Below are 6,983 nucleotides of genomic sequence, written 5' to 3' on the forward strand. Positions count from 1 at the left end.
ATGGATCATGATCATAGCTTATCTAATCGTTAACGGACCCTCATATATTACGCACTCTATTACTCCTGTCCTAAATCGTTACCCCTACCACAGCAGGTTTAGCTTCCAGCAAATGATATAACATTCAGAGTCACTGATGCATTCTTCTAAGCTCCTAGCGTTCAAATGAGCATGATTCTATTCTCCGGTATTATCAAAAGAAGCCAAAACCGCCAGAGTTTTCTAGGGACGAAAATCATATAAGGACGTCTTTCCATCCTTTAATCTGACATAAGAGGCTAAGGCCAGCAGGGCTTGCACGGAAGCAGTGTTATCCGAGTTCCCCGTTAATAGATGTTTAAAACCACCGTCCGCGGATCTAAATTGAAGCAAGGCACTCAATAGTGTGTTGTTATTTTTAATGAACATCGAGTTAGTATCAAGATCGATCCCTAACGACGATAAAGCAATCATTGTTTGGCTAACACTCTCACTACTGTCTGTGCCCCCGGATTTGAATCCTCCCTCCGAATCCTGGAGTGTGCTTAAACAAGCTAACGCCTTATTCACAACAGCCTGCACTTCCGGATGGCTGTCTGAATGGTAAGGGGCTAAAGCCTGAAGAGCCATCGCAGTAATATCCGGATCACTATCACCCGTTCCGTCCAGGGAGAATCCTCCATCAGGCAATTGCTTGTTCAGAATGATTTTTAATAATTTTTCTGTCGTCCATTGAGCAGCCGAAGGTAAATTATAATCACCGCTGTTCAACGCAAGTAGTGCAAAAATCGGCCCATTGATGCCCTGAGCTTCAATATCAGGATAATTGGCGATCTCAGCAATCAAGTCCTTGCCACCGAAATTGCGGGGATCTCCTTTGGCCGCTCCTACAGCCAAGCTTATTCTGGCCAGGTCAGTCACTTTCCGTGTGACGGAGTTCCAATCTTGGCCAATGTACTTCTCGTTTTCCGCCAGATAAGAGGACAAGCCATCGTTGAGGTCCAGCCGACCCAGTCCGACAGTGGGCCAATTATAGACCGTAGGATCAATAATTTCACCTGAAGCAGCTTGCGTAAAGGCCGCTTGGATATAAGCCTTTTCCCAGACTGCTAAACCACTGATAGTTTCATCCACCTGCTGGCGGGTTGTAGCTCCTTCCTTAGGCTGAACTAAATTAGGAACTAGCGTACGTAGTTTGGTTTCTTGATCTGCGCTGATAATCCCTGTCCCTCCCACAATAACCAGCTCGGTGGTTGTTCCTTTGTGGGCGGTTAGGAAACTTGAAGCGGCTTCTGGTATGGTATCATCAACCATAATAACCGGAGAGAAAGAATGCGCAGCCAAATTCCCCGCGGTTAAGGCATCGGCAAAATTTAAACCGGTCACTACATAAACCCTGTCCGTATTAAGGTTTAACCCCTGGGCTGTAGCTGTTGCAGTCGCATAACGGTCACTTCCAGCGTAGCGTACCACTCCCGGCAAACGCTGAGTGATATCCTCCGGTATGACGTAACTGCCGCCCACCACAATGGTGGAACTAACTTTTTGCGCAGTCAGTGCTTGAACTGTGGGATCTGGGAGAACCGTTCGTTCCGTGAAAAGAATCGGGATTCCCTTGTAGGCAGCATAACTGGATACAGCGAGAGCATCCGCATAACTATTTTCACCACCATTAGCTATGATGGCCTTCCCGGTTGTACCCAAGGCAGTGGCAATCAGAGCTGCCGTGCTATAACGGTCCGACCCACCATAGCGCAACACATTGTCCGCTCCGTAGACTTTTTCCAGTTCAGCTTGGATAGCCTGGGAAATGACGGCTGTCCCTCCGATTAAAGTAATCTTTTTCGGCGTCATTTTCTGTATTTCTTCCAGTGTTGACGGAGTAAGAGTATTTGTCTCTGTTAACAGGATAGGAGCGTTGAGCTTAAAGGCTAAGGGAACGGCAGCTAGGGCATCGGAAAACGCATAGGCATTAACCAGAACCACATTGTCTGCTCCGGCTTTCCAGCCCTGTGTAGCTACCACATTGGCTGTTTGGAACCGGTCAAGGCCGGCCAAACGCTTAGGCACACTAGAAACATCTGCCATGACAGCATACGTGGAGAAGTGATAAGTAGGCACGGATAGGGTCTTGGTAATCGGGTCAAAAACGCCGCCCAACTTAACCCAATCGTTTTTGGTCGTATTCCACCAATAGATGGCCAGTTGTTGGGTCGTGATCCCGCTGGGAAGATCTCCTGACGCGACAGGGAAACTAATTTCAACGGGCGCATTAAACTGAACAGGCTCTTCCTGGACAGCACCTTTGGAACTTTCAAGGCCAAACTGACGCTGGTATTTAAGAGGATTGAGTACTGTGGCACCTGTGTCGGCCTTAGGTGGAGTCGTCACCTTACCTATCTCGACGGTAAATTTAACCGGAGTGCTCTGATTATTTAACGCTCCTGGCGGCACAGTCAGCTGAACTCCGTCTGCCGCCTGCAGGACCACCCGCTCGGTAGCCGTCGAACTTACAGAGGGAGTATTTTCTGGGAGTCTAGCTCCGGCCTGTTGCTGGGCCGTGACATTAGTTAAGACTGCCAATGCGTCCTGATTAGTTTGGCTGTTTGAGCCAACCGGATTAGTGACTGTTGGCTGGGCTGGAATTGAGCTAGCGCTGGTAGCCGTTCCTGCACCGCTGTTATCCGGAGCACCTATGTCTTTGCCCATATTGGTTGTATACCGCCAAACTACTACATCGCCGATTTTTTAAAGTAATTGCCGCTGCACCTACACTTGGATAAACACCATTTACGGAATACATCCAACCGCTTGAAGGACCATCAGTACCTGCGTTGATCCCATTAATCCCGCTGACATAAGAACCCGACCCAGTAACAGCCGCCTGGCCGAGCTTCCTTATCAGAACGGAATAAGCCGTATCACCACTTTCCAAGGGCACGGTTGTCGACGGGAGAATAGTTTGTCCATTCTTTCCGACAACCGTCAAAGTAATATTACTTTGGACAGGCGGCTGCGTAATACTTCCGCTACCTGTCGGCGTGGAATCGGAAACCGTTATCTGCAAAGTCTGAGGATTGCCGGCACTGAAGATAAAATTGAGAATTGTTGTTCCTGTCGGCTGTTGGGCTAGGTAGCCTTTAGCAATAGTTACAGTACTGCCAGCGGCTGATACCGTATAGTCGCTCCCTGCCGTCAGCGTAGTCCCGTCATTGGTTATACTGGTTAAAATATGTCCGTTAAGCGTCATTGTTATTGGCACATCGGCTTGATTAGCAGTATTCTTGTCAAAAACAGCCGTCACAGGGGTTATAACACTATTATTGTTTCCCTGGGGACTGCTTTCTTGCAGTCTCTGCCAGACCGATTTATGGGCATTTAGATCCCCCAATGCAATCAAGGACTGATAGGTTGCCATAGCATCAGTTTTTCCTGGATTATAAGGAGAGTAAAACGATCCGTCGTCTAACTGAAAACTGAGCAAATCATCCAACATGGTTTTCCCGTTCTTTTTCCAGCCATCCGCCAAGGGATCTTCACCGACAGCCACCAAACCTGAAATTACTGTAGCTACACTGTTTGGATTATCTGTTCCCCAGGAAGCAAATCCTCCTGTATCCTGTTGTATCCCCTTAAGGTAAGCCTTGGCTTTAACCATAGAGTCGGTAACACCAGCTACCGTTTGATGGTTAGCCAGAACCAGCAAGGCCATCCCTGTTTGATCAGGATCACTAGTGTTGTAACCAGTTGAGTAAAAAAATGCTCCGTCCGAATTTTGATATGCCAATAAATTTGATATTGCTTTTTCTTGGTCATACTGTGTTTTCGCAGCATCTAGAGCGAGCATGGCCCAGATTTGGTCGCTCGAAGTTGGACCATAGGAACCTGGGAATGCACCTGTACTGCTGTCCTGTGTCGCCTTCAGCTCTGACAAGAGGTTACGTCCGTTTAAAGTATTGCTCGGATCCTCTCCCTTGGCCAGTGTTCCCAGAATATTTCCGGCAAGACTAGTTTCTTTGCTGCTGTCCCAAATAGTTCCTATACTTTCCCCTGCACCCCAAAGTCCTACCGTATCCCACCAGGAAGTGGCTTTGCTTGAATTGCTTTGATAATAGCTAAGTAATTTTGTAAGACTATTTGAATAAGCTGGCGTAGTATCAGATACCGTTATCTGCAAAGCCTGAGGATTGCCGGCACTGAAGATAAAATTCAGTGTCGTTGTTCCTATCGCCTGTTGGGCCAAGTATCCTTTACCAATGGTAATACTGCTGCCAGTCGTTACTGTATAGTCGTTCCCTACCGTCAGCGGAGTTCCACCATTGGTTATACTGTTTAAATTATTTCCGTTAAGAGTCGTCGTTATTTGCACATCGGTTTGATGAGCAGAATTCTTGTCAAAAACAGCTGTCACAGGCGTTATAGTGCTGTTCTGATCTAATGCCGCATAAGCCGGTTTAGCCCAAGGAATTTGCATAACCAACATGGAAAGCATCATTACCGCTATCAACAGCCATGAATATAATTTTCGAAAATCTCTTTTCATCTCTATTTATCCCCCTCTACATACCTATAGCTAAAATATCTCCTCGCTGCTTTAGAAATTAAGAAGCCTCTCAACCGATTGGTCAAGAGGCTAAAAATACTGATAATCATCAATTGATGCCAGCACTTTTAACACTTCCCTCTATCGCTCGTAGAGTAGTTGGTGTAAATACAGGTAGGTCTTCTGACTCTGGATCATCAATGTTTCGCACCTTCCCAGACTAAACCAGTGGCCTTCACGAAACATCTCCCCATCACAGCGGCGGGACCGTGCAGGAATTGCACCTGCTTCCTTTTTAACCGAAGCACTCATGCTCCGATACCTGAATTTTTCATAAATTAAAATTTACGTTATCTCCTATGAGCTAGTCCATTGGTTTTCCGTCGGGATAATTCTTCGAGTTCGTCTTCAATATCTATGAACTTCACAAGCCACTGAATCCTCTGCTCCTTTTCCGAATTATACTTCCCTAAGATTTCTCCTCGCGCATCAAGCAACGCTTGCTTGTGCTCTTCCATCTCCTGATTCTTCTCTCGATATCTCACCAGTCAGGCCTCCTTCAAGAGAAACAAAAAAAAGCCTCTACAGAATACCTGTAAAGGGATATAGAGACTCCGTTAGCCGGATAATATACGCTGACTTCCCGACATAAACGACACCTCCCCTATCTTCCGTAGGTTCCTGTGTTGATCTGCAATGAGCAGGTTTCCTGGCTTTAGTTCATCATTACCCCACGTCTTCCCAGATAAAATCCAGTGACACTTTGTGAGGCAACTCCCTATTACAGTGGCGAGACCGCGTCAGGTTTTAACTGACTTCCCTTTTAAATTCTTTTCCTTAGAAAAAAATCACTCATTACCTAATATTTAATTGTCCTCATTATAACCTTAATTCTAAATTCTTGTAAACCATGTCAGTACATAAATTTACAATTATTAGCACTGATTGTCAAACCAACTGATGTATTCACTGGGTATTTCTATCCCCTATCTGACATAGTCATATCAAGGATGGGGGTGGGTTGGTGCAGTTCAATATTTACCAATTATTTGTTTCAACATTTATAATTCATATAATCGATACGTTTGCCTACTCTGTGCGGCTTAATTCTGTTAAAAGTCGGCAATTCGCCTTATCAAATACCCTCTTTAACTTATTCTATCTAATCTCTCTTACAGCACATACAGCTTATTATGCTGCTTTACTTGTTGATGCTCAGCATCGCTTAGCGGCTTCAGCTTCGGCAGGAGTAATTAACAGTGCCGCAAATATTATATTTATGCTCTTTGTTGACCCTAAATCTTCTATCATTACTGATCAGGCTTTAAAGGGGAATCGTCCCTATGAAGATGTCAAAGCGCTTGTCGTTATGTTGATGAGCGCCAAGCTAATAGGGACCCTAATGGGACAAGTGCTCCTTATCCCAGTGGTCCATGTCATTGCGACTATTTATAAGTGATAATTCTCGACCGAAAGCCTTGGTGCAGGTGGATCAAAGCCATCTACATTCACCACTATTTGTATCCACCCAATCCAGTAATTCCTGGATATTATTCACAATCAAACCCGCATTCGTCTTCGATCTTTTCACAAGGACTGTCTCGATCCCCAATTCTAAGGCTGCTGAGATTTTCGTATCTGTCCCACCGGCAGACCCACTATCTCTGGTTAATAGAATATCTGCTCCATAGAATTTAAAGAGTGCCTTGTTGATCTCTTTAGAAAATTGCCCTTGCATAGCTACGATATCCCTCGTTGAAATGCCCATATCTTGACATTTTTGGACTAAGCGTCCTTCGGGAAGAACCCTTACCACTAAACGAGCATAGCGAGCAAAGGCAGCTTGCACGATGCTTTCCATTTGGTGGCTTCCCGTCGTCACGAAAACCGTTACTATACGTCCTTTCGCTTCATACAAAGCACCGACTCGCTGTTCTAACTGGAGCAAAGCTTCCTCCCAAGTATAAACTGGATATATTAATAAGCTGTCTGGAATGACAGTCTCTGGTCTTTCAAGCCTAAGATAAGGAATGCCCTGTTGCGCACACCATTGGCGTAACGGGGCCAACTTTACACTGCTGGAAGGAGGACTGGCATCAAGGATTAACGAAGGCACCTTCAAGCAAGTCTTTTCTGTCCAGGTTTGCAAACGTATGAACTCAAGCCCTCTGTTATTAAGACACTCACTGATCTCACGTGCTGCCACCGTTTCTCCCAATAGCATGATCATTTTTATTAACCTCCATAGCCATTATAACAACAAGTGTAACTCAAATATACAATCTTAATGTGCATAGGATCTATGCCAACATTGTTTCTTACTAATGTGCATGTCTATGGTAAATGTCGGGAGTATGTGGGTGTTCATGAATAATAAATTCGTGTTGATGACCATGAGAGTGATAGCCGTCTTTAGATATTTCATGATCAGAATGGCCGTGTGTATGGTGTGAGTCCTTAT

Annotated in this window: 5 protein-coding genes and 2 riboswitches; of the genes, 1 reads left to right on the plus strand and 4 read right to left on the minus strand. The window is 45.4% G+C overall.

Translation table 11 applies throughout. The features are described 5' to 3' along the window. Positions 1 to 222: 222 nt before the first annotated feature. The 3 genes from UF75_RS30100 to UF75_RS13915 form a co-directional block, all read right to left on the minus strand. The gene (locus UF75_RS30100) at positions 223 to 2,688 is read right to left on the minus strand and encodes a cell wall-binding repeat-containing protein (RefSeq protein WP_052693253.1); all 2,466 of its coding nucleotides are present in this window, start codon (positions 2,686 to 2,688) and stop codon (positions 223 to 225) included. Next, on the minus strand, positions 2,660 to 4,522 hold the full coding sequence (locus tag UF75_RS26300) for a X2-like carbohydrate binding domain-containing protein (protein ID WP_052693254.1): 1,863 nt from the start codon (positions 4,520 to 4,522) through the stop codon (positions 2,660 to 2,662). The genes UF75_RS30100 and UF75_RS26300 overlap by 29 nt, the downstream gene beginning before the upstream one ends. Before the next feature lie 155 nt (positions 4,523 to 4,677). Continuing rightward, positions 4,678 to 4,863: riboswitch (cobalamin riboswitch) on the minus strand. 9 nt (positions 4,864 to 4,872) lie between these two features. Beyond that, positions 4,873 to 5,067 carry a hypothetical protein gene (locus UF75_RS13915; protein ID WP_045575199.1) on the minus strand — a complete coding sequence of 65 codons (195 nt, stop codon included), beginning with the start codon at positions 5,065 to 5,067 and terminating at the stop codon, positions 4,873 to 4,875. 136 nt (positions 5,068 to 5,203) lie between these two features. Continuing rightward, positions 5,204 to 5,393, minus strand: a riboswitch (cobalamin riboswitch). 153 nt (positions 5,394 to 5,546) lie between these two features. Here UF75_RS13915 and UF75_RS13920 point away from each other — a divergent pair. Then, the gene (locus tag UF75_RS13920) at positions 5,547 to 5,981 is read left to right on the plus strand and encodes a DUF2837 family protein (protein WP_045575200.1); all 435 of its coding nucleotides are present in this window, start codon (positions 5,547 to 5,549) and stop codon (positions 5,979 to 5,981) included. A gap of 33 nt (positions 5,982 to 6,014) precedes the next feature. Here the strand turns inward: UF75_RS13920 and UF75_RS13925 are convergent, their stop codons facing one another. Then, complete coding sequence (locus UF75_RS13925) at positions 6,015 to 6,752, minus strand: precorrin-6A/cobalt-precorrin-6A reductase (RefSeq protein WP_045575201.1); 738 nt, start codon at positions 6,750 to 6,752, stop codon at positions 6,015 to 6,017. Positions 6,753 to 6,983: the final 231 nt, after the last annotated feature.

This window comes from Desulfosporosinus sp. I2 (assembly GCF_000960765.1).
Lineage (GTDB): Bacteria > Bacillota > Desulfitobacteriia > Desulfitobacteriales > Desulfitobacteriaceae > Desulfosporosinus.